This window comes from Pseudomonas sp. Bc-h (assembly GCF_002080045.1).
In the GTDB taxonomy this organism is placed as follows: Bacteria; Pseudomonadota; Gammaproteobacteria; order Pseudomonadales; family Pseudomonadaceae; genus Aquipseudomonas.
This window is the reverse complement of the sequence record NZ_MUIN01000005.1, coordinates 143,379-165,506: the sequence shown is the minus strand read 5'-3', so window position 1 is coordinate 165,506 and position 22,128 is coordinate 143,379. Positions and strand designations below refer to the sequence as shown.

The 22,128-nt window shown below is 60.1% G+C and carries 17 protein-coding genes and 1 pseudogene; 4 read left to right on the top strand and 14 right to left on the bottom strand.

Annotated features, from left to right (window positions below):
- Positions 1 to 270: 270 nt before the first annotated feature.
- Positions 271 to 1,389, top strand: coding sequence for an LPS export ABC transporter permease LptF (gene lptF / locus BWR59_RS09570; RefSeq protein WP_081565399.1), 1,119 nt, complete (start codon positions 271 to 273; stop codon positions 1,387 to 1,389).
- Positions 1,382 to 2,443 (top strand): LPS export ABC transporter permease LptG, encoded by a 1,062-nt coding sequence (gene lptG / locus BWR59_RS09565; RefSeq protein ID WP_081565398.1) that lies wholly within the window; start codon positions 1,382 to 1,384, stop codon positions 2,441 to 2,443. The genes lptF and lptG overlap by 8 nt, the downstream gene beginning before the upstream one ends.
- Before the next feature lie 157 nt (positions 2,444 to 2,600).
- Here the strand turns inward: lptG and BWR59_RS09560 are convergent, their stop codons facing one another.
- From BWR59_RS09560 to gap, 14 genes and pseudogenes are all read right to left on the bottom strand, one after another.
- A complete protein-coding gene (locus BWR59_RS09560) occupies positions 2,601 to 3,089 on the bottom strand; it encodes an RDD family protein (protein WP_081565397.1) in 489 nt (162 codons plus the stop codon).
- Between the two features lie 97 nt (positions 3,090 to 3,186).
- The gene (locus BWR59_RS09555) at positions 3,187 to 3,399 is read right to left on the bottom strand and encodes a cold-shock protein (protein WP_010220199.1); all 213 of its coding nucleotides are present in this window, start codon (positions 3,397 to 3,399) and stop codon (positions 3,187 to 3,189) included.
- Positions 3,400 to 3,791: 392 nt separating this feature from the next.
- Complete coding sequence (gcvT, locus tag BWR59_RS09550) at positions 3,792 to 4,913, bottom strand: glycine cleavage system aminomethyltransferase GcvT (protein WP_081565396.1); 1,122 nt, start codon at positions 4,911 to 4,913, stop codon at positions 3,792 to 3,794.
- Positions 4,914 to 4,982: 69 nt separating this feature from the next.
- A complete protein-coding gene (locus BWR59_RS09545) occupies positions 4,983 to 6,359 on the bottom strand; it encodes an L-serine ammonia-lyase (protein WP_081565395.1) in 1,377 nt (458 codons plus the stop codon).
- Positions 6,360 to 6,534: 175 nt separating this feature from the next.
- On the bottom strand, positions 6,535 to 9,399 hold the full coding sequence (gcvP, locus tag BWR59_RS09540) for an aminomethyl-transferring glycine dehydrogenase (protein WP_081565394.1): 2,865 nt from the start codon (positions 9,397 to 9,399) through the stop codon (positions 6,535 to 6,537).
- 10 nt (positions 9,400 to 9,409) lie between these two features.
- Positions 9,410 to 9,793, bottom strand: a complete 384-nt coding sequence (gene gcvH / locus BWR59_RS09535; protein WP_081565393.1) for a glycine cleavage system protein GcvH — start codon at positions 9,791 to 9,793, stop codon at positions 9,410 to 9,412.
- A gap of 281 nt (positions 9,794 to 10,074) precedes the next feature.
- Positions 10,075 to 11,583, bottom strand: coding sequence for a sigma-54-dependent transcriptional regulator (locus BWR59_RS09530; RefSeq protein ID WP_081565392.1), 1,509 nt, complete (start codon positions 11,581 to 11,583; stop codon positions 10,075 to 10,077).
- A gap of 226 nt (positions 11,584 to 11,809) precedes the next feature.
- Positions 11,810 to 12,160: a DUF5064 family protein gene (locus BWR59_RS09525; RefSeq protein WP_081565391.1), complete on the bottom strand. Its 351-nt coding sequence runs from the start codon at positions 12,158 to 12,160 to the stop codon at positions 11,810 to 11,812.
- 60 nt (positions 12,161 to 12,220) lie between these two features.
- Positions 12,221 to 12,653: pseudogene (locus BWR59_RS09520) on the bottom strand (YbaN family protein); the annotation flags it as partial.
- Between the two features lie 89 nt (positions 12,654 to 12,742).
- Positions 12,743 to 13,342: a biliverdin-producing heme oxygenase gene (locus BWR59_RS09515; protein ID WP_081565389.1), complete on the bottom strand. Its 600-nt coding sequence runs from the start codon at positions 13,340 to 13,342 to the stop codon at positions 12,743 to 12,745.
- A 119-nt stretch (positions 13,343 to 13,461) separates the two neighbouring features.
- On the bottom strand, positions 13,462 to 16,050 hold the full coding sequence (locus tag BWR59_RS09510; protein ID WP_081565388.1) for a TonB-dependent receptor: 2,589 nt from the start codon (positions 16,048 to 16,050) through the stop codon (positions 13,462 to 13,464).
- A 121-nt stretch (positions 16,051 to 16,171) separates the two neighbouring features.
- A complete protein-coding gene (locus BWR59_RS09505; RefSeq protein WP_081565586.1) occupies positions 16,172 to 17,077 on the bottom strand; it encodes a FecR domain-containing protein in 906 nt (301 codons plus the stop codon).
- 158 nt (positions 17,078 to 17,235) lie between these two features.
- On the bottom strand, positions 17,236 to 17,751 hold the full coding sequence (locus BWR59_RS09500) for a sigma-70 family RNA polymerase sigma factor (RefSeq protein ID WP_081565387.1): 516 nt from the start codon (positions 17,749 to 17,751) through the stop codon (positions 17,236 to 17,238).
- A 243-nt stretch (positions 17,752 to 17,994) separates the two neighbouring features.
- Positions 17,995 to 18,996 (bottom strand): type I glyceraldehyde-3-phosphate dehydrogenase, encoded by a 1,002-nt coding sequence (gene gap, locus BWR59_RS09495; protein ID WP_081565386.1) that lies wholly within the window; start codon positions 18,994 to 18,996, stop codon positions 17,995 to 17,997.
- 236 nt (positions 18,997 to 19,232) lie between these two features.
- Between gap and edd the strand changes: the two genes are divergently transcribed.
- Positions 19,233 to 21,059: a phosphogluconate dehydratase gene (edd, locus tag BWR59_RS09490; protein WP_081565385.1), complete on the top strand. Its 1,827-nt coding sequence runs from the start codon at positions 19,233 to 19,235 to the stop codon at positions 21,057 to 21,059.
- Positions 21,056 to 22,024, top strand: a complete 969-nt coding sequence (locus BWR59_RS09485) for a glucokinase (RefSeq protein WP_081565384.1) — start codon at positions 21,056 to 21,058, stop codon at positions 22,022 to 22,024. Before edd ends, BWR59_RS09485 begins: the two co-directional genes overlap by 4 nt.
- Positions 22,025 to 22,128: the final 104 nt, after the last annotated feature.

Below are 22,128 nucleotides of genomic sequence, written 5' to 3'. Positions count from 1 at the left end.
CGGGCGCGGTCACGCAAGTCGCGCGGCGCCGTGCCAGCGGCAAGGCCCGCAGTTTGACCCTGCAAAAGGTCAGATGACAACCCCGGTCAGCACCCGTTTGGCACGCTTGTGTCAGCATCGGTTCAGGAAGTATCCGGCGCGCGCAGTGACAGACACACCCAATCACAGGATAATGCCGCATATTTTTTTGGTGGTTCGCCGTGGCGAGCGCCATGCCTGATCCATTTCCTTGTCAGGCTGCCTGAGCGTGACAACCCTGGAGTGTCTGGTTTGATTGTCTTCCGTTACCTGTCCCGAGAAGTGCTGGTTACCTTGAGCGCTGTGAGCGCTGTGCTGCTGGTAATCATCATGAGTGGCCGTTTCATCAAATACCTGGCCCAGGCTGCATCGGGCGCGCTCGACCCAGGCGTGCTGTTTCTGATCATGGGCTTCCGTCTGCCAGGGTTCCTGCAACTGATCCTGCCGCTGGGTTTGTTCCTCGGCATCCTTTTGGCGTATGGGCGGCTGTACCTGGAAAGCGAGATGACCGTGTTGGCGGCGACGGGCATGAGCCAACAGCGTCTGCTGTGGATGACCCTTGCTCCTGCCGCGCTGGTGTCGCTGCTGGTGGCCTGGCTGAGTTTCAGTCTCGCACCTCAGGGCGCCACCCAGTTCCAGCTGCTGATCAACAAGCAGGACGCGATGACCGAGTTCGACACCCTGGTGCCGGGTCGTTTCCAGCTTCTGCGCGATGGCAGTCGGGTGACCTACACCGAGACCATGACCGATGACCGCATCAACCTTGGCGGTGTGTTCATCTCGGAAAAGAAACTCGAAGAAAAGAAGGACCACGGCATCACCGTGCTGGTGGCCGAGAAGGGCAAGCAAGAGATCAAGCCTGATGGCAGCCGCTACCTGATCCTCAGCAACGGCTATCGCTACGACGGTAATCCGGGGCAGGCCGATTACCGTGCGATCAAGTACGACACCTACGGGGCCCTGCTGCCCAAGCCTGATATCAGTGACGAAATCACCGACCGCGATGCCATCCCGACCAGCGAGCTGTTGACCGGCGAGAGCTCCCTGCGCAACAGCGCCGAACTGCAGTGGCGTCTCTCGTTGCCGATTCTGGTGTTCATCGTGACGCTGATGGCGGTGCCGCTGGCGCGGGTCAATCCACGTCAGGGCCGCTTCTTGAAGCTGCTGCCGGCGATCCTGCTTTACATGGCTTATCTGACCATTCTGATCGCCGCTCGCGGCGCGCTGGAGAAAGGCAAGATTCCGCACGCCCTTGGCTTGTGGTGGGTGCATGCGCTGTTCCTGGCCATTGGGCTAGGCCTGCTGTACTGGGAGCCTTTGCGCTTGAAACTGGCGAGTCGCCGCAGTGTGTCGGAGGTGGCTCATGGTTAAGCTGGATGGTTACATAGGCAAAAGCGTGTTCATGGCGATTCTCGCCGTGCTGGGCATCATCCTCGGTCTGGCTTCGCTGTTCGCGTTCATCGATGAGATGGCCGATATCAGCGATACCTACACCTTCTGGGATGCCGGCAGCTTCGTCGTCATGACCGCCCCGCGCCGCCTCTACGACATGCTGCCTATGGCTGCTTTGATCGGCTGCCTGATCGGCCTCGGTGCGCTGGCCAGCAGCAGTGAGCTGACGATCATGCGTGCAGCTGGTGTGTCCATCGGCCGTATTGTCTGGGCGGTCATGAAGCCAATGCTGGTGTTGATGGTCGCGGGTCTGCTCATCGGTGAGTACGTCGCGCCAGTGACCGAGGCTCAGGCCCAGGCCGCTCGTTCGCTGGCTCAGGGCACCGGCGATGCGCAGAGCGCGAGGCACGGTTTGTGGCACCGTCAGGGTGAGGAATTCATCCATATCAACACCGTGCAGCCCGATGGTTTGCTGTACGGCGTGACCCGTTATCGCTTCGATGACCAGCGCCACATGCTCAGCGCCAGCTTCGCCAAACAGGCGAACTTCAAGACCGATTACTGGCTGCTCAAGGATGTCAGCACCACTCTGTTCCATGAAGGGCGTACCGAGGTGGTGACTGCGCCTGAGGAGCGCTGGGACATCGCGCTGAGTCCGCAGCTGCTGAGCACGGTGGTACTCCCGCCGGAGTCGCTGTCGATGACCGGCTTGTATGGTTACGCGAACTATCTGGCTGATCAGGGGCTGGCGAACGGTCGCTACTGGCTGGCGTTCTACACCAAGATCCTCCAGCCGCTGGTAACGGTGGCGCTGGTGCTGATGGCGATCTCGTTCATCTTCGGCCCATTGCGCTCCGTGACGCTGGGGCAACGTGTGTTCACCGGCGTGCTGGTAGGCTTCACTTTCCGTATCGCGCAAGACCTGTTGGGGCCGTCGAGTCTGGTTTTCGGCTTCTCGCCTCTGTTTGCAGTGCTGGTGCCTGCGGGAGTCTGTGCGCTGGCGGGTATCTGGTTGCTGCGCCGGGCGGGCTGATCACCGCGCAGCAAACCAAAAGCCGACCTCAGGGTCGGCTTTTTTGTGCCTTTCGGCCACTAGTCCCAGTAGCGGTCCGGCTTGCTTGCGGCAGCGATTTCGAAGGTGCAACCGCCGGCAAGCCGGACTGCTACAGGCGCCTTATATTCCGGCAGGTTCACTTCTTCTGCTTCGGAATCCGCACCAGTTGAGTCTCGGAATACATGTCGTGCCAGCTGCGCTTCTGTTTGTCGAACAGGCTCCAGAAGAAACCGAGCCCCACACACAGCCATGATGCGATAGCAACCACGAACCGCAGCAGCGCCTGCCACAGGCTGATGCCGGTGCCATCGGCGTTCTGCACGCGGATACCCCAGACCTGCATGCCCAGGGTCTGACCGGCGTGGGTCCAGAACTTGGCGAAGAAGGCGAATAACGCGAATAACAGGAGGGTGGAGAGCAGTGGGTCGCCATCCAGCGAGCCGGTTTCGGAGAGCTGCCGCAGCTTCGCTTGGCCAACGAACGCCATCCAGATCAGCTTGTAGATGAACGTGGTGACCATCAGCAGTGCGACGCACAACAGCGCGTCGTAGAAAATCGCGGCCAGGCGTCGGCCCAGGCCCGCGGGGGCGAAGTCACCTTGTGGACGCAGAACGTGTTTGGACATACAGGACGCTCGCTCGCTCAGAGAGAGGCAGTTTACGGAATCGCAGGCATAAAAAAGCCCCTGATGTTGCCATCAAGGGCTTTTGTGCTTTCAGCGATCAGGCTTCAGCGATGACTTCGTCAGCTTGCATGCCTTTCTGGCCTTGCACAGCGATGAAGGTCACTTTCTGGCCTTCTTTCAGGCTCTTGAAGCCGTTGCCCTGAATAGCGCGGAAGTGGACGAACAGATCCGGACCGCTCTCTGGAGTGATAAAACCAAAACCTTTCTCGTCGTTAAACCACTTAACGGTACCGCTCTGACGTTGAGACATTTTCTTATTCCTTGGAGCATAAATTAATGACAGTCTCTTTCACACGAAAGAGTACTGGGCTGGTTGCAGGAAGAAGAAACGTAGAGCGGGATGTAGCATTGCTTTTGGCGCTACTGCCCAGGTCACGATCCCAGCGACCTATGCAAACACAGTCGAGAAACTCTACGCTAACTCTCGCAGAAAAAACAAGCCCCGGATAAGCCCGGTTTCAGAGGGTTTCGCCGACTTTTTGAAAACTTTAACCACGTCGGCCGAATCGATAGTTTTTAGTGTAAAGAACCGAAACAAGTGCAGTTATCTGACAGTTTCATTGCTGTTTCGAAAGGTATCAAACTGCGGCACTCGAACAGTGCCCTGCACTGTTGCGGTGCCGCGGTTTTTTGACGTCAGCTTTAGCCGCGGAAGTAACGTGGCGCAACGAAAGGCATTTTGCTTACAAGCATCGGGACTTTCTTGCCACGAACGATGGCCCAGACAGGCGTTTGGAGTGCAGTGAAAGCCGCGTCCAGGTAGCCCATGGCCAGCGGGGCACCCAGCGTTGGACCGAAGCCGCCGCTGCAGACGTTGCCGATCACCTTGTCATCGGCGTTGACGATTTCCGCGCCCTCACGTACCGGGGTGCGTTCCTGTGGCAGCAAGCCTACGCGCTTGCGGGCTGCACCGCTTTGGTGCTGAGCGAAAACCTTATCGGCGCCCGGGAAGCCGCCCGCTCGAGCGCCGTCTGCGCGACGGACCTTGGAAATCGCCCACAGCAGGCTGGCCTGGATCGGCGTTGTCTCGGTGTTCATGTCATGGCCGTAGAGGCACAGGCCAGCTTCGAGACGCAGCGAATCACGCGCACCCAGACCAATGGGCGCGACTTCCGGCTCGGCGAGCAGACGACGTGCGAGGGATTCGGCTTGATCGGCCGGTACGGAAATCTCGTAGCCATCTTCACCGGTGTAACCCGAGCGGCTGACGTAGCAGTCGATACCGTCGATTTTGATCGAGGTGTATTGCATGAAGGTCATTTTTGCCACGTCCGGCGCCAGACGCGCGAGGGCGGTCACCGCTTGAGGGCCTTGCAGGGCCAGCAGGGCACGTTCTTCGAATAGCGGGGTGATCTGACATTGAGCGCCGATGTGTTTCTGCAGGTGCGCCAGGTCTTCATTCTTGCAGGCGGCATTGACCACCAGCATCAGTTGATCATTACCCAGATTGGCGACCATCAAGTCGTCGAGGATGCCACCGGTCTCGTTGGTGAACATTGCGTAACGCTGCATGCCCACCGGCAGATCGATGATATCCACCGGAACCAGAGTTTCGAGTGCCTTGGCGGCGTCAGGGCCGCTCAGCAGAATTTGGCCCATGTGCGAGACGTCGAACAGGCCAGCCTGTTCGCGGGTGTGCAAATGCTCTTTCATCACGCCCGCCGGGTACTGAACCGGCATGTCGTAACCGGCGAATTCGACCATCTTCGCGCCCAGTTCACGGTGCAGGGCGTTGAGCGGGGTTTTCAACAGTTCTGTGGACATCAATGACTCCTTGAAGGCGTTTCCGGGTTCCTGCCGTTAACGGTGGAACACGATGAAATTGGGCTGATATCAGCACTCGATAATGTTCACGGCCAGCCCGCCACGGGCTGTTTCCTTGTATTTGCTTTTCATGTCGGCGCCGGTCTGGCGCATGGTGCGGATCACTTTGTCCAGCGAGACAAAATGCTGGCCGTCACCGCGCAACGCCATGCGCACGGCATTGATCGCTTTCACCGAGCCCATGGCATTGCGCTCGATGCAGGGGACTTGAACCAGCCCGCCAATCGGGTCGCAGGTCAGGCCCAGGTTATGTTCCATGCCTATCTCTGCAGCGTTTTCCACTTGCTGAACGTTACCGCCGAGCACTTCGCAGAGCGCACCAGCTGCCATGGAGCAGGCCACCCCGACTTCACCCTGGCAGCCCACTTCAGCGCCAGAAATCGAGGCGTTCTCTTTATACAGAATGCCGATGGCCGCAGCGGTCAGCAAAAAACGCACCACGCCGTCTTCGTTGGCGCCGGTGATGAAGCGCATGTAGTAATGCAATACGGCCGGGATGATCCCTGCCGCGCCGTTGGTGGGTGCAGTGACCACACGACCGCCGTTGGCATTTTCTTCGTTGACTGCCAGCGCATACAGGTTGACCCAGTCCAGCACGGACAAGGCATCTCGCAGCGCTGCCTCCGGGTTCTTGCACAGCTGACGATGCAATGCCGCCGCACGCCGTTTGACCTTCAGGCCGCCCGGCAGAATGCCTTCGTTGCGACATCCGGCCTCGACGCAATCCTGCATCACCTGCCAGATCTTCAGCAGGCCTTCGCGGGTTTGCGCTTCGGGTCGCCACGCCGATTCGTTGGCCAGCATGATCTGACTGATCGACAAGCCGCTGATTGCGCAGTGGGCCATCAACTCTTTGCCAGTCTTGAACGGGTAGGGTAGCGGCGTGCTGTCTTCGACAATGCGGTCAGCCCCTGCCGCGTCTTCATCCACGACAAACCCGCCGCCGACCGAGTAGTACTCACGGCTGCGGATCTGTAGGCCCGCACCGTCGAAGGCACGGAAAATCATGCCGTTGGGGTGGTAGGCCAGGGGTTTACGGATCATCGCCAGGTGCTGTTTTTCGATGAATTCGATGCTGTGTTCACCGAGCAGGTTTATCCGCTGGCTGCTGCGAATCAGCTGCAGGCGATCGGCTACGTGTTCGGTGTCGACGGTATCCGGGTGCTCGCCTTCCAGGCCCAGCAGCACGGCCTTGTCACTGCCATGGCCTTTGCCGGTGGCGCCGAGCGAGCCATACAGCTCGACTTTGACGCAGTGGGTACTGGAAAGCAGATCGTCGCGGCGCAGGCCTTCGGCGAATCTTGCTGCCGCGCGCATCGGCCCCACGGTGTGGGAGCTGGAGGGTCCAATGCCTATCTTGAACAGGTCAAACACGCTCAGGGACATGATTGGGCTCCGGTTGTTGTTATGGTTTTTTGCGGGCTTGCCGCATTGCCCTTCACCTGTAGCAGTCTGGCTTGCCGGCGGTGGCGATCTTGAGAACGTCCGCCGGCAAGCCGGACTGCTACAGAACGTTCGGCGCGATACAGGGGCCACCGTTGCCACAGTAGCCCCTTATCCGTTACGCGTCCTGATAGCTCTCGATGGATGGGCAAGCGCAGACCAGATTGCGGTCGCCGAACACGTTGTCGACACGACCGACCGGAGGCCAGTATTTGCCTTCGATCAAGGAAGCCACCGGGTACACCGCTTGTTCGCGGCTGTATGGATGGCTCCATTCGCCGACCAGCTCCGCCGCGGTGTGCGGGGCGTTTTTCAGCGGGTTGTCATCCTTGTGCAGCGCGCCGCTTTCCACTGCGCGGATCTCTTCGCGGATCTTGATCATGGCGTCGCAGAAGCGGTCCAGCTCTTCCTTCGATTCGCTTTCGGTCGGCTCGATCATCAGCGTGCCAGCCACCGGGAACGACATGGTCGGGGCGTGGAAGCCGAAGTCGATCAGACGCTTGGCCACGTCATCGACGCTGATGCCGCTGGTTTCTTTCAACGGACGCAGGTCGAGGATGCATTCGTGCGCCACCAGACCACTGCTGCCGGTGTACAGCACTGGGTAGTGCTCTTCCAGGCGACGGGAAATGTAGTTGGCGTTGAGGATTGCCAGTTGCGATGCGCGTTTCAGGCCTTCGCCGCCCATCATGCGGATGTACATCCATGTGATGGGCAGAATGCTCGCGCTGCCGAATGGCGCCGCACAGACTGCACCTTCCTTGCGCTCCATCTTGCCGTGACCCGGCAGGAATGGGGTCAGATGCGATTTCACGCCAATCGGGCCAACGCCCGGGCCGCCACCACCGTGTGGAATGCAGAAGGTCTTGTGCAGGTTCAGGTGCGAAACGTCGCCGCCGAACTTGCCCGGTGCGCAGAGGCCGACCATGGCGTTCATGTTGGCGCCGTCGATGTAAACCTGACCGCCGTTGTCGTGGATGATGCCGCAGATTTCGCGGATGCCTTCCTCGAATACGCCGTGGGTGGACGGGTAAGTGATCATCAATGCGGCGAGGTGTTCGCGGTGCTCGATGGCCTTGGCGCGCAGATCCTCGATGTCGACGTTGCCGCGTGCGTCGCAGGCGGTCACCACCACGCGCATGCCCGCCATGTTGGCGGTGGCCGGGTTGGTGCCGTGAGCGGACGACGGAATCAGGCAGATGTCGCGACGGTCATCGCCACGGCTCTGGTGATAGGCGCGAATCGCCAGCAGGCCTGCGTATTCGCCTTGCGAACCGGCGTTCGGTTGCAGGGAGATCGAGTCGTAACCGGTTGCAGCACACAGCATCGCTTCCAGTTCGTCGGTCAGTTGCTGGTAGCCAGCGCTTTGCTCGGCAGGGGCGAACGGGTGCAGGTTGCCGAACTCGGCCCAGGTCACCGGGATCATTTCGCTGGCGGCGTTGAGCTTCATGGTGCACGAGCCCAGCGGGATCATGGTGCGGTCCAGCGCCAGGTCCTTGTCGGCCAAGCGGCGCAGGTAGCGCATCAGCTCGGTTTCGGAGTGGTAGCGGTTGAACACCGGGTGGCTGAGGATTGGCGACTGGCGCTTCAGCTCGGCTGGCAAACGCGCGTCGACAGTGGCGGCCAAGGCAGCGAAATCAGGTACGGTCTGGCCATTGGTCGCGAACAGTTGCCACAGCGTTTCAACGTCGACTTGCTGGGTGGTTTCGTCCAGCGACAGGCCCAGACGCTCGGCGTCCACTTCGCGCAGGTTGATCTGCCGAGCGCGCGCCGTTGCGTGCAGTTCGGCAGTCTTCGCACCGGTCTTGAGGGTGATGCTGTCGAAGAAGAACGCTTGTTCGACATTCAGCCCCAGCTTATCCAAGCCCTTGGCGAGGATCGCGGTCAGGTGATGCACGCGGTCGGCGATGCGGGTCAGGCCGCGAGGACCGTGGTAAACGGCGTACATGCTGGCGATGTTGGCGAGCAGCACTTGCGCGGTGCAAATGTTGCTGGTGGCCTTCTCGCGACGGATGTGTTGTTCGCGGGTCTGCATCGCCAGGCGCAGTGCGGTCTTGCCGAAACGGTCGATGGATACGCCCACCAGACGGCCGGGCATGTCGCGCTTGTAGGCATCTTTGGTAGAGAAGTAGGCGGCATGCGGGCCACCGAAGCCCAGCGGCACACCGAAGCGTTGCGCGCTGCCGATGGCAACGTCAGCACCGAACTCGCCTGGCGGGGTCAGCAGCGTCAAGGCCAAAAGGTCGGCTGCAACGGCAACCAGCGCATTGGCGGCGTGGAAGCGCTCGACCAGTTCGCGATAGTCGAACAGGTCGCCATTGCTTGCAGGGTATTGCAGCAGGGCGCCGAAGAACTCGCTGACATCGGTCAGTTGGCTTTCATCAGCCACGACCACGTCGATACCCAGCGGCTCTGCACGGGTGCGCAGCACGTCGAGGGTCTGTGGGTGGCAGTGAGCCGAGGCGAAAAATTTGTGGCTGCTCTTGTTCTTGCTCAGGCGTTTGCAGAAGGTCATGGCTTCGGCGGCAGCGGTAGCTTCGTCCAGCAGCGAGGCGTTGGCGATCGGCAGGCCGGTCAGGTCGCTGATAAGGGTCTGGAAGTTCAGCAGCGACTCCAGACGGCCTTGGGAAATCTCTGGCTGGTACGGAGTGTAAGCGGTGTACCAGGCCGGGTTTTCCAGCAGGTTGCGCAGGATCGGCGCCGGCGTGTGGGTGTTGTAGTAACCCTGGCCGATGAAGGTCTTGAACAGTTGGTTCTTGCCCGCGATGGCTTTGATGTCAGCCAGGGCGTCCGCTTCGCTTTGGCCTGCAGACAGACCGAGAACGCTGGTGCCTTTGATGGATTCAGGAATGACGCTGGCACTCAAGGCTTCCAGCGAGTCAAAACCCAGAGTGGCGAGCATGGCTTTCTCGTCGTCGGCGCGTGGGCCGATGTGACGGGCGATGAACTCGTTGGCGGTGCTCAGTTCGATGCGATCAGTCATGGCGCGTTCCTCAGGCTTCGGCGTTGGCTTTGATCAGGCGGTCATAGGCGTCCTGATCCAGCAATTGGCCGACAGCGGTGGCGTCGGAAGGGATGAAACGGAAGAACCAGCCTTGGCCCATCGGGTCTTCGTTGACCAGCTCCGGGTTGGCATCCAGTGCAGGGTTGGTTTCGACGACTTCGCCATTAAGCGGCATGTACACGCCGCTGGCAGCTTTTACCGATTCAACGGTGGCGGCTTCGGCGCCTTTGTCGTAGGCCTGAAGCTCGGGGAGTTGCACGAAAACCACGTCACCCAGTGCGTCCTGCGCGAAAGCCGTGATGCCGACCGTGACGCTGCCATCCGCTTCGGCGCGCAGCCACTCGTGATCTTCGGTAAAACGCAATTCGCTCATGAAAACTCCCCTGAATGGAAAATCGCTCGTCGTTGGCGCGAGCATGATGAAAGGAGTGTTAGCAAGTTTGCGGCCAACCTTGTCTGAGGCCTTTAACTCAAGGCTTTCAGCGAGATTTAGCGATTTTTAAAAGTGCCAGGTGTAGCGAAATCGATACGCTATTAAGCGCTTTGAAAACTGTCCTGGGATCAAGGCCTTGTAGGCTGGGGATGTACAGACTTTGGAATGATATCGTTCCAGCGTTACGAAATCGTTCCGGTGTCCAGGGCGCGGGGGGGGGTTCAGGCTTTCCCTGAAATCCCGTACTTGCGCAGGCGATGGGCGATGGCGGTGTGAGAGGTTTGCAGGCGTGCTGCCAATTGCCGGGTAGAAGGATAATGGCTGTAGAGCTTTTCCAGCAGCGTTCTTTCGAAACCTTCGACAGCCGCTTCCAGGCTTTCGATTTCGCCGTCGCTTTCCCGCGCCACCGAAGTACCTGCAATATCCAGGTCGCCAATATCCACCAGCGAGCTTTCACAGATCGCCGCCGCGCGGAAGATCACGTTTTGCAGTTGCCGGACGTTGCCGGGCCAGCGGTTGCCGAGCAGGGCCGGATACGTGCCCGGCGCGAGACGACAGACCGGGCGCTGGATCTGCGTGCAGGCCTGTTCCATGAAATAGCGCGCCAGCAGGAGAATGTCCTGGCCGCGCTCTCGCAGGGGCGGCACGTCCAGATTGAGCACATTCAAGCGGTAGAACAGGTCTTCACGGAAGGTGCCTTCGGCGACCATCTTTTCCAGATTGCGATGGGTTGCGCTGAGGATGCGCACGTTAACCTTCACTTCCTTGTCACCACCGACGCGCCGGAAGCTGCCATCGTTCAGAAAACGCAGTAGCTTGGCTTGAAGGTAAGGCGACATTTCGCCGATCTCGTCGAGGAACACCGTGCCCTGGTTTGCCAGCTCCATCAGGCCGGGCTTGCCGCCGCGCTGCGCGCCGGTAAACGCACCGGGGGCGTAACCGAACAGTTCGCTCTCAGCGAGGTTTTCCGGCAATGCCGCGCAGTTGAGCGCAAGAAACGGTGCACTGTGCCGGGCGCTCACAGCATGGCAGGCGCGGGCCACCAGCTCTTTGCCGGTGCCGGTTTCGCCTTGAATCAGCAGCGGCGCATCAAGGGCAGCCACTCGCTGGGCGCGGGCTTTCAACGTGCGTATTGCGGCGGAGTCACCCAGCAGCGCGTCGAAACCTTCGGCGTGGTCGTGGTGCAACGCCGACAGCCGTTCGCCAATTCGACTCGGCAAATACAGCGTCAGCAGCGCGCCTGCGTCGGTAATGGGTGTCGCGTCCAGCAGCAGCGCCTCGCCATTGAGCGTGACCTCGCGCAAGGGCAGGCGAAAGCCGTTTTCCAGCAGCGCCGATTGCAGGCCAGGATCGGAAAACAAGTCGCCAACCGATTCGCCTGCGGGTTCGCGACCATACAAAGCCACCAACGCCGGGTTTGCCAATAGGACGTGGCCGGCGCTGTCGAGTGCCAGCACCGGGTCGGTCATTGCCGCGAGCAAGGCGTCGAGCTGCAGATGGCGGCGCTGGCCGGGAAGGATGTCCACGACCGTGATGGCTTCCACGCCGCGCACCCGGAATAGCCGGTCCTTGAGCTCTTCAAGCACATCGTGGCTCAGGGTCGGTGCATCGATGTAGACGTTGGGCGGCACCATTTCCACGGCATCGAGGTTCAGATTCCGTCCGCCCAGAATCGCCAGAACTTCCTGGGTGATGCCGACGCGGTCGATGAACGTGACGTGGATGCGCATGAGGTGATGAGAGGTTCGGTCGAAAGACGGGGGCGATTATGCCAGTAACCGCACAAATTGGGGCCGAATAGGCGCAAGCGGCAACTGACGCCCTGCCAGTTCTGGACTCGTCGCGAGCAAGCGCCTTCCCACTGGTCCTGCGTCGACCACAGTGTTTGAGGGCGACAAAATAACCTGTGGGAAGGATCTTGCTCGGGAAAGCGTATGGGCGATTCGGTTGGAGGCGTTACTCCAGATGTTCCGGCTTCACGGGATCGCCCGACTTCATGTCGAGCTTTTCGCGGATGTCTTCGAACATGAGGTCGTAGTCGGTATGTGCGGCGCGCATTTCGGTATCTCGGGGCAGGCCGTGTTTCTCGGCGATGCGTGAGGCTTCGCTGGCGAAGTTGTAGGCGAGGTCCTTGGGCAGGTCGAAGGCTTCGTTGAACGACTTGCCGTTGATTTCACCTTCCATGGTGAAGTGCATGCCGGGCCCCGAGTCGGTCTGGGCGGCTTGGTAGTGGATGTGGATGTCATAACCCACGTCGTCGGGCTGCAGGGCGGGGCGGGCGATGTGCAAATGACCTGGCTCGAACATGTGACTGCTCCTTCAGAAATCAATGACGGTAAGGAGCAGACCTTGCGCACTGGCATGGGTTCAGCGCTGGCCGGACGACTCCCCGCACTCGCTGGTTTGCGCATCGGGCTCCGGTCGCGACCAGATCCACAGGTTGACCAGCAGCATGCCGGCCACCGCGAAATAGATCCACCAGTTGTGCGTGAGCAGCACCAACATCATCACCGCGCAAATGAGCATGGTGACTGTAGCGCTGATCTTGGCACTGCGCGCAATCAGCTTGCCGTTGCGCCAATTGCTGAGCATCGGGCCGAACAACCGATGGTTTTCCAGCCATGCGCTCAGGCGCGGCGAGCTTTTGGTCGCAGCCCATGCCGCCAGCAGGATGAATTCGGTGGTGGGCAGCCCGGGAATGAAGATCGCGATGATCCCGATGGTCAGGCTGACGTAGGCCAGGATACCGAACAGGATGCGGGACAGTTTGCTGCCTTGGGGTGTGCTGGTCATGAGTCTCGGGTGCTGCCGGGTGAAAAAGTGCGTCGAGGGTTTTTACCCCTCGAAAAGGCGCCCAGCTTAACAGCGCCGGGCGTAAAAGGCGTGGGTTCAGGCAGGTTCGGCTTCAGCAGCCGACGTATAGGCATGTTCCAGCAGCACATTGAAACGTTCGAATGCAGCGACCGCGCCTTTGTCGATCTGCTGCTCCTGTTCGTCGCTGAACGGCAGGTCGTCGAGGATCCGGATAAAGCGTTTCCAGCCCTCGGCGCGACCGCCGACCAGCTCGCCCAGATGCCGGGCGCCGAAGGTTTCGCTGAGGTTCAGGGCCACGGCACGCTTGATCAGGAATGCTGCGCCCAGCTTGGAGCCTTCGGACACGAACAGCCACCCCAGCGCTTCGGCCAGCGGCGGATGATCCACTGCGCCCGCGACAGGGGCGGGAATTGGTGTGTCGAGGTCATTCAGATCGGCGCTGGCCTGGTCCGCCCGGCAACGCTCGGGGAGATCGGCGATCAGTGCGATCAGTTGCGGGTCGGTGTACAGCGCTTTGAGCTCTTGCTGAAACAGATATTGCGCGCTGAGAAAACGGCAGTAGCTGGCCAGGGTGTCGAACGGCGCATTGGCTTTGACCGCCTTGTCGAGTTGTTCATGTGGGGCGTGAGTGATCTGGTTCAGACGCTGTGAGCGACGAATCGGATGTTGAGACATGGTGTCTTCCTTGGGAAAAGGGCGCTTGTAGACGAGACGAGCGAGCCGGCCTGGAGCGTAAAAAAATCGACCTGTGGGAGCCAGCAAGCCGGCTCCTACAGCGCGCAGAGGCGTGGCTTTTAGATATCCCACACCAGATTGATCGCGAAATTGCGGCCCGGCTGGGTCAGGCGATCGAGGCTGGCAGGCGCGGTTACGCCTGCTTCGCCGACACCGTCGTAACCGCGCACGTCATCCCACAGCCAGTATTTCTTGTCGGCCAGGTTGTACAGCCCGCCGCTGACGGTCACATCGTCGGTCACTTTGTAGAAACCGGTCAGGTCCAGCAGGCCGAAGCCCGGCGTCTTGAACTGAGTCGAGGAGCCGTCCGGCGCGTGGAAGTTGGTGTCGTCCACACGGGTCTTGCGTTTGACCAGGGTCCAGCTGAGCAAGCCACCGTAGTTGTCCTGGTCGTAACCCAGCCCGAACACGCCGGTCAGTGGGTTCACGCTGTTGATCGGCTGGCCAGTGTCATCGTTGCGGCCGTACAGATAGGCCACGGAACCTTGGGTGTACAGGCCTTGTGGTGCGCCGAAACTGTCGAGGTTCAGACGTCCCTTCAGCTCCACGCCCTTGATGGTGGCGTGCTTGATGTTGTTGGACTGGAACACCGCTTCGGTCGAGGTCGCCGGCTGAATGGCGTCTTCGTTGATGAAGTCGCGGTATTTGTTGTAGAACACCGCAACGTCGAACGAGCCCTCGTCGAAGCGGCCACGCAGCCCCGTTTCGTAACTCTTGCTCTTCTCCGGCTCAAGGTCCGGGTTAGGCTCGACGATATAACCGGTGTTGAGGTTTTCGAAGCGGCCATACAGCGCCTTGGCGCTTGGCGTACGGAAACCTTCGGCGTACTGGCCGTACCAGGTGTAGGCATCATCGATGGCATAGGTGACGCCCAGTTTCGGCGAGAGACGATGCCATTTTTTCTCTTTGTCGTTGAACTGGTCCGCGCTGGTCAGGCTGACCGCGCGCAGAAATTCATCGGTGACATGCGGATCGAGCGTGGTGTAGTCGTATCGCGCGCCGGGCATGAAGGTCCAGTCGCCCCACTTGATCTGGTCCTGAGCGAACACGGCGTAGGTGTTAATGGTCGGGTCCGGGAAGTCGCTGGTCGGCGCCAGGCTGTCCGATGCTGTCGGGCTCGGCGCGCCGATGGTACGGCAGGTGCCCAGCACGGCGGCGCAGGTCGCGGTGCCACTGCGCTCGCCAGTGACTTTCTGCTGCTTGAGGGTGGTGCCGTAGGTCAGCAGGTGCTCGGTGTCGCCGATGCTGAAAGCCTTGTCCAGCTGAGCATCGAAGATCCACTGACGTTCTTTGTAATAAGTGTCGCGGGTACGCCAGACATCGCGGCTGCCGGGCACATAGCGCTCGATGGTGTCCTGATCGGTCTTGGCGATCTGATAATTCAGGCTCCACTTGACGTTGTCCACCAACAAGCTGTCCAGCGCGAAGCTGTTTTCCAGGCCGAAGCGCTCGCGGGTGATCACGTCGTTGCCTTCGCGTCCGCGATAGAAGCCGAAGCCGCGACCACCTGTGAATGGCCCGCCGACTGCGCTCTTCTGGTTGGTGTGCGTGTCGTCCTTGTACTTCTCGTAGGTGAACGCCAGCCGATCGTCATCACCGTAGTTCCAGCCCAGTTTGGCCAGCACGTTGGTGGCGCGCACGTCTTCAGGGTTGGCGGCGGTGCGGCCCAGACCAGTCCCGCCGTGCTCGCCGTAGGATTCGGTTTCGCGGCCATTGCGCTGGCTGACGTGCAGCAAGCCATCGAACTCGCCTTCGCGCCCTGCAACAGTTGCCGAGTTCAGCCAGCTGTCGTCCGCCGAGCTGTAGCCGGTTTTAAGGCGTGCGCCGATGTCTTTGCCCGGTTTGATGATGTCTTCCGGATCCAGCGTGTAATAGCTGACGGCGCCGCCGATGGCGCTGCTGCCATAAAGGGCCGACGCCGGACCGCGCAGGATCTCCACGCGCTTGATGATTTCCGGGTCGACGTAGTTGCGATGGGTGTTGGCGTAAGGGCCGGAAAAGTAGTTGTCCGGCACTTCCACGCCGTCGACCTGAGTCAGGATCCGGTCGCCGTCGATACCGCGAATGTTGTAGCCGCTGGTGCCTGCGCGCTGACCGGCGCCGCCTACGGAGACGCCGGGCTCATAGCGCACCAGATCACGAATGTTGTTGACGTTCTGCCGATCCAGGTCTGTACGGTCTCGCACAGTGACGGTGCTGGGAACCGAGTCCACCGACTGTGCCTGACGGGTCGCACTGACGGTGACCTGTTCCAGAGCCAGCGCGCCGGTGCTGCTGCGTTTTTCCAGTACGACGTTATTGTTGCCCAGGCTGCGGTAGCCAATGTTGCTGCCCGCCAGCAGGCGATCCAGTGCTTTTTCCGCCGACATCGTGCCGCTGACGCCTGGTGAGGTGACGTTCTTCGCCAGATCCGAAGACATGCCCACCTGCCAGCCTGTGACTTTGCTGAACTCGTTCAAGGCCGACACCAGCGGTTGTTGCTTGATCGAGAACGGATAGCTGCCTGCGACGCGAGCCGGTTGTTCGGCGGCGATGATCGGCGCGCTGTGAAGACCGGCGGCGAATACCGCGATGGTCAGCAGCGAAAGAGCGAAATTACGGGTGGTCCCGGGTGAGTCGGATGTGGCGGGGGTGAACGTGGACAGCATCGAAAGCGCTCCCTGTCGTACGGGTCGTTGTAGTGTTGGCAAGTGCTTTAGTAATAGGAATCACTTGCATTGGCTATAACGAGACGTACGACGAACGGCTATCGCGTAAAAATAATTATTCTCAATTGAGAATCACCAGCGCTGGCAATTCGTGCAGGCGCGCAGACGTGATCTGGGCGAGGGAGCGGACCACATCGATGGGGTTGTCCAGGCGGTAATTTCCGGTCACCGCGACCTGATCCAGTCGGGTATTGGCATTGACGATCCAGCCGGGGTAGTAGCGGCGTAATTCGGCGAGCACTTCGCTCAGCGGGCAGTTATCGAAGATCAAGCGGCCCTGAACCCAAGCGAGGTCTTTGCTCTGGTCGATCTTTTCACGATGGCCGAAACCTTCGGGGCCGACCCGCAGACTGTCGCCCGCACCGAGGCTGACCTGAGAGTTGCCCTTGGTCGCCTGCACATTCACTGCGCCACGCTCGACTTGGATCTGCGCCACGCCATCCAGATAGCGCACGGCGAAGGCGGTGCTGCTGGCGCTCATGCGCACCGGGCCGGCTTCGACTTCCAGGGGCAGCCCCTTGGCTGTGGGCACTTCGAAGAACGCTTCACCTTGGTAAAGCCGAGCGATCCGTTGGCGGTCGTCGAGGTCGCTGGAGAATGCAGATCGAGTATTGAGTAGTACCTTCGAACCATCCGAAAGCTCCAACCGCTGGCGCTCTCCGGCGACTGTCAGGTGATCGGCCTTGAGGCGCAGGGGCAAGTCGCTGAAGTTGAACAAGCCCAGCAAAAGCACGGCAGCAGTCGCGAGCGGTACCCAGTGTGGGCGCAGGCGGCGCAACACCGAGGGCTTTTTCGGCGTGGCCATTTTCACAGCGGCTTCCAGTACCGGTTGCGAATTCCAGGCAGCCTCGGCTTTGGCGAATGCTTCGCCATGGGCAGGGTCGGCCGCAAGCCAGTCCTGAAAACGGGCTTGCTGTCCGGCGTCGGCGCCTTCCAGTTCGATCAGCCAGTTCAGTGCCTGATCCATGGCGTCGTCATTCAGCACATCGGCTGCCTGACGCGGGCCAGGTGAGTGAGAGTCCGTCAAGGAGCGTCCTCGGATACACGGTGTGGGGCGGGAGTTTAGCGAGAGGGTCGCCGCATTGCCGCCGGTTTTCTTATGGATTATGGATCAAGCCGCTCTCATCAGCGTTCGAGCCGGGCAGCAACCCCGACGCATATCGCCATGATCAGCTTGAGTTCCTTTTGTACGGTGCTGGCGGAAACGCCCAACTGCTCGGCGATTTCCAGGTAGCTGCAACCGTTGAGTCGACTCAGGGTAAAGATTTTCTGCTGTCGGGGCGTGAGCTTTTCCAGGCTGGCGTTGAGGCTTTGCAGCACGCGATTGGCGTGGGCGGCATCCTCTAGTGCAGCATCGGGCGCAACGACGTTGTAGATATCGGCGATAGGCGCATCGTCGACGATGGTGCGCGCATGAATGCGTTTGGCTCGCAGGTGATCCAGCGCCAGGTTACGTGCGGTCTGAAACACGAAAGGCTCGAGATGATCGATGGCTCGCTCGCCCAGCGCACGGGTCACCCGCAGGTAGGTTTCCTGCAGCAAATCCTCGGCGGTGCTGGGATTGCGGACCATGCGTTGCAAAGTGCGCAGCAGAATCGTTCGCCTTGCCAGGAAAACGTCATTGAAGTGCGACTGACTCACAGGGATACCCGACCAGAAATTCAGCGAATGATAATGCTTATCATCTACCGACTTGGCAAGGTGGGAAGTTGCAAAGAATTTGTAAAGAGCCGCGTTTTAGACGGTCGCCGACGCGCAATCTTCCACGGACATGACCCAGTCTCTGTAGCCGTCCGGCTTGCCGGCGGTAGCGATCTTCAGAACGCTGCGCCGGCAAGCCGGACTGCTACAGGGTAAGGGCATGAATACATGCCTTCGGACTGCTTATTCCGCGTTCATCAACGCCAGGCAGTTATCCAGCATACGGTTGGAGAAGCCCCACTCGTTGTCGTACCAGGCCAGCACTTTCAGCAAGCGACCACTCACTTTGGTGTGGTTCGCATCGAAAATCGACGACAGCGGATTGTGGTTGAAGTCGTGGGACACCAGCGGCAGGGTGTTGTAGCCCAGGATCTTCGAGTGCTGCGCGGCTTCTTTCATGATCGCGTTGACTTCATCGGCGGTCGCATCGCGTTTGAGCTGAATGGTCAGGTCTACCAGCGATACGTTGATCACGGGAACCCGAACCGCCATGCCGGTCAGCTTGCCTGCCAGTTCCGGCAGTACCAGGCCGACGGCCTCGGCGGCGCCAGTCTTGCTCGGGATCATCGACTGAGTGGCCGAGCGCGCGCGGTATGGGTCGGTGTGGTAGACGTCGATCAGGTTCTGGTCGTTGGTGTAAGCGTGAATTGTGGTCATCAAGCCGCTTTCGATGCCCAGTTCGCGGTTCAGCACTTGTGCGACAGGCGCCAGGCAGTTGGTGGTGCACGAGGCGTTGGAAATGACCTGGTGGGACTGACGCAGCACGTCATGGTTGACGCCATACACCACAGTAGCGTCTGCGCCCTTGGCCGGGGCTGAGATAATGACCTTCTTGGCGCCGGCGGTGATGTGCGCGGCAGCCTTGTTGCGGTCGGTGAACAGGCCGGTGCATTCAAATACGACGTCGATGTTCTCGGACTTCCACGGAAGCTCGGCCGGGTTGCGAATGGCGCTGACCGAAATACGGTCACCATTGACCGTCAGGCTTTCCTTGTCGTGCTCCACGGTGCCGTCGAACGGGCCGTGAACCGTGTCGTATTTGAGGAGGTGGGCGTTGATCTCGCTATCGCCCAGATCGTTGATGGCGACGACTTGCAGGTCCTGACGGTAGCCTTGGGTATAGAGTGCACGTAGGACGTTGCGGCCGATTCGGCCAAAGCCATTGATTGCGATGCGGAGAGTCATACACCCGTCCTCAGTAAATTTGTTGTTGGAATTACAAGATTATTCTCATAAAAATAGAAAACAAGCCCTTTTAGTGGCAGTATTTTGTTTTATCTACAAATAGAAACCCGTAAAGCCGTTTCAACTGTTTGAAAATCAAAGCCTTTGCTGAAGCGTTTCTTCAAGGCCGCGAATTGTCACCAGTTTTGAAAGGGCCTGAACGGGTGACCACATCCGCTAGCCTGGAGTTCATGACAATGCATCCCCGCGTCCTTGAGGTAACCGAACGGCTGATCGCTCGCAGCCGTGAAACCCGTCAGCGCTATCTGCAACTGATCCGGGGCGCGGCGAGCGACGGACCGATGCGTGGCAAACTGCAATGCGCCAACTTCGCCCATGGCGTCGCGGCGTGTGGCACCGAAGACAAGAACAGCCTGCGCATGATGAACGCGGCCAACGTCGCCATCGTTTCCTCGTACAACGACATGCTTTCGGCGCATCAGCCGTACGAACACTTTCCCGAACAGATCAAAAAGGCCCTGCGTGAAATCGGCTCGGTCGGTCAGTTCGCGGGCGGTGTGCCGGCCATGTGCGATGGCGTGACCCAGGGCGAGCCGGGCATGGAACTGAGTATCGCCAGCCGGGAAGTCATTGCGATGGCAGCGGCGGTCGCCCTGTCGCACAACATGTTCGATGCGGCGCTGATGCTCGGTATTTGCGACAAGATTGTGCCGGGGCTGCTGATGGGCTCCCTGCGTTTCGGGCATCTGCCGACGATCTTTGTGCCGGGTGGACCGATGGTGTCGGGCATTTCCAACAAAGAAAAAGCCGACGTGCGGCAGCGTTACGCCGAAGGCAAGGCGACCCGCGAGGAGCTGCTGGACTCTGAAATGAAGTCCTACCACGGCCCGGGCACCTGCACGTTCTATGGCACGGCGAACACCAACCAGCTGCTCATGGAAGTCATGGGGCTGCACTTGCCAGGCGCCTCCTTCGTCAATCCCTACACACCGCTGCGCGATGCCCTGACCCGCGAAGCGGCTTTCCAGGTAACGCGTCTGACAAAGCAGAGCGGCGAATTCATCCCACTCGGAGAGATTGTGGACGAGCGTTCGCTGGTCAACTCGATTGTTGCCCTGCACGCGACGGGTGGCTCCACCAACCACACACTGCACATGCCAGCCATCGCGCAGTGCGCAGGCATTCAGTTGACCTGGCAGGACATGGCCGACTTGTCGGAAGTCGTGCCGACCCTGACTCACGTTTATCCAAACGGCAAAGCCGACATCAACCACTTCCAGGCAGCAGGCGGGATGTCGTTCCTGATCCGCGAATTGCTTGATGCCGGTTTGCTTCACGAAGACGTCAATACCGTGGTGGGCCGTGGCCTTCGTCGCTACACCCAGGAGCCGTTCCTCGACGATGGCAAGCTGGTATGGCGTGACGGCCCGATCGAGAGCCTGGACGAAAACATCCTGCGTCCGATCGCTCGCCCGTTCTCCCCGGAAGGCGGCCTGCGTGTGATGGAAGGCAACCTTGGGCGAGGCGTGATGAAGGTTTCGGCGGTGGCGCTGGAGCATCAGATCGTTGAAGCACCGGCCAAGGTATTCGAAGACCAACAAGATCTGGCCGATGCGTTCAAGGCCGGTGAGCTGGAGTGTGATTTTGTTGCGGTCATGCGCTTCCAGGGCCCTCGCTCCAATGGCATGCCCGAGTTGCACAAAATGACGCCGTTCCTCGGCGTGCTGCAGGATCGTGGCTTCAAGGTCGCATTGATCACCGACGGCCGCATGTCCGGCGCCTCGGGGAAAATCCCGGCAGCGATTCACGTTTGCCCTGAAGCGTCCGATGGTGGCCCATTGGCACTTGTGCGGGATGGGGACGTCATTCGGGTAGATGGCGTGAAAGGGACGTTGCAAGTTCTGGTCGAACCGGCAGAATTGGCGGCCAGAGAGCCGGCAATCGGAAGTCTGTCCCATAACGTGGGCACTGGACGCGAGCTGTTCGGTTTCATGCGCATGGCCTTCAGCTCGGCAGAGAAGGGCGCCAGCGCCTTCACTACGAATCTGGAGACGCTCAAGTGACATTGGCGATGGTGGGTGATATCGGCGGCACAAATGCTCGTTTTGCCATTTGGGAAGACGATCAATTGCATTCGATCCGGGTCTTCCCGACGGTCGATTACGCCAGTCCCGAAAAGGCTCTGCTGATCTATTTACAGGATCTGGAGCTGCAGCTGGGCGATGTCGGCTCTATCTGCCTGGCGGTGGCGGGGCCTGTGACCGGTGATGATTTCCATTTCACCAACAGTCACTGGAAGATCAATCGTCAGAAGTTCTGCGCAGCGCTGAAGATCGACAACCTGATCATGGTCAACGACTTCACCGCCATGGCGCTGGGCATGACTCGCCTGCGTGAGGATGAATACCTGACAGTGCGCCACGGCAAGGGCGATCCGAACGCTGCTCGCGTGGTGATCGGTCCCGGCACCGGCCTGGGCGTCGGCACCTTGATCCGCACTGGCGCAAGCCATTGGACCGCCGTGCCGGGGGAGGGCGGGCATGTCGATCTTCCTATTGGTACTGCGCGCGAGGCGTTGCTGTGGACGCGCCTGATGGCCGAGCACGAGCACGTGAGTGCCGAAACGATTCTGAGCGGCGCCGGTTTGTTGCTGCTGTACCGGGTCAGCTGCGCGCTGGATGAAATCGAGCCGGTATTGAAGTCGCCTGCTGCCATTACTTCGGCCGCGGTCAGTGGCGATCCGGTAGCCAGCGCGGTGCTGGAACAGTTCTGCGTATTCCTTGGTCGCGTGGCCGGTAACAATGTGTTGACTGTCGGCGGTCGCGGCGGTGTGTATATTGCCGGTGGCGTGATCCCGCGGTTCATCGAGTTCTTCAAGCAGAGCGGCTTCAACAAGGCGCTGGCGCAGAAGGGCCTGATGAAGGATTACTTCAAGGATGTGCCAGTGTGGTTGGTAACCGCCGAGTATCCGGGCCTGATGGGCGCTGGCGTGGCGCTGGATCAGGCCGCGGCGAACCGCCAGCTGTAAGCTACAAGCTGCAAGAGCGACCGCGCACGGCCCTGCTTTTTCTTGAGGCTTGGAGCTTGAGGCTTGCAGCTGCTTCTCTCATAACAACAATTCCAGTGCTTACA